The sequence below is a fragment of the Leisingera sp. F5 genome, assembly GCF_001593695.1.
In genome coordinates this window covers 1-1532 of record NZ_LUKH01000871.1, presented here as the reverse complement: position 1 = coordinate 1532, position 1532 = coordinate 1, and the positions used below count along the sequence as shown (strand labels likewise).

Annotated in this window: 2 protein-coding genes; both read right to left on the bottom strand. The window is 60.1% G+C overall.

Features of this window, described 5'->3' with window-relative positions:
- On the bottom strand, positions 1–1036 hold a 1036-nt coding region (locus A2I95_RS36930), incomplete at its 3' end, for a SufD family Fe-S cluster assembly protein (protein ID WP_291737448.1).
- Positions 1037–1532: Fe-S cluster assembly ATPase SufC (gene sufC / locus A2I95_RS36925; protein WP_291737447.1), on the bottom strand; the 496-nt coding region annotated here is incomplete at its 5' end.

Sequence of the window (1532 nt, the reverse complement as noted above, 5' to 3'; positions counted from 1 at the left end):
GGCTGTCGCCGTCCAGCAGCAAGGATTGGGAAATCTGATATCCGTCAGTCTTTTGCGCGCCTTCCTTCACCAGGATCTTGCCCTGAAAAACACCAGTGGCCCCGTTGCGCAGCACCTTCTTGAACACTTGACGGCTTTCGCAGTTCACCGCGTCATGGGTAATGAATACGGTGTCATCGTGGTGAAAGTCGCCATCGCCGACACAAGCGCCCGCAATATGCGCAATCGCATCATCGCCGGTCAGCTCAATCACCGCCTCGTTGCGGGTCAGCACACCGTTCACGGTCAGGGTGAACGATTTGAAAACAGACTCGGCGCCAAGACGGGTGAACAGATGCGTTGCCGCGCGGCGCTCGTGGTCCCGGCCCTGCGCCCGCACCAGATGCAGCTTGCCGCCATCAGCAATGTCGATCTCCATACACTTATTGAAGCGCGAGGCCGCCGGCCCATTTTCCAGGATCGTTACCTCTGCGCCAGTTTCCACGCGAACCACGTGATGCAGGATCGCGTCGGAACTCTCATCCGAGTGCACATAAGTGAAGTTGATCGGTTTGGAGACCTTGCCGGTTACCCGGATCGCAACGCCATCGGTGGCAAAAGCGGTGTTCAGCGCCGCCAGCGGGCGTTCCACCGGGGTTTGGCCACGTGCTTCAAGAACACCGTACAAATCCTTGGCCCAATGGATATCTTTGCAGCAGATATCCTCGATCCGGTCGATGGTCAAACCTTCCAGCGACAAATCATCCGAGGCTTCAGCGTCGAAAACGCCATCGACAAATACAATGTTCAGCCGCTCAAAAGCGCTGAACATCGGTGTTTCCTCCGCAGCGAACACTGCGGCATTGAGAGCCTCAGCCTGCACCAGAGTTTCGGGACGGGTGTACTTCCAATACTCATCCCGGCGGCTGGGCAGGCCCATAGTCTGGACCCGCGACAGCGCTGCCTGCCGGGCCGCCTTCAGGCAGCCGCTTTCCGGCAGGGTCAGCGCGGACAGCCGCGCCTCGGTTGCGCTTTGCTTTACTTCCGGCAGGGCCATTTACGCCTCCTCTGCCAGGATGCCGGCATAGCCGTTGTTCTCAACTTCCAGCGCCAGCTCGGGGCCGCCGGTCTTGACGATGCGGCCGCCTGCCAGGATGTGCACCACGTCCGGTTTGATGTGGTCCAGCAGGCGCTGGTAGTGGGTGATCACCAGGAAGCCGCGGCCCTCGTCGCGCAGCGCGTTCACGCCTTCAGCCACCAGTTTCATCGCGTCCACGTCAAGACCCGAGTCTGTTTCATCAAGGATGCACAGCTTCGGCTCCAGCATCGCCATCTGCAGGATCTCGTTGCGCTTCTTCTCACCGCCGGAGAAGCCGACGTTGACCGGGCGCTTCAGCATGTCGGCGTCGATTTTCAGGGTTTTGGCTTTGGCGCGGATAATTTTCAGGAAGTCGGAGGCCGACAGCTCTTCCTCGCCACGGGCTTTGCGCTGTGCGTTCACCGCGGTGCGCAGGAAGGTCATGTTGCCCACACCGGGGATTTCCACCGGGTAC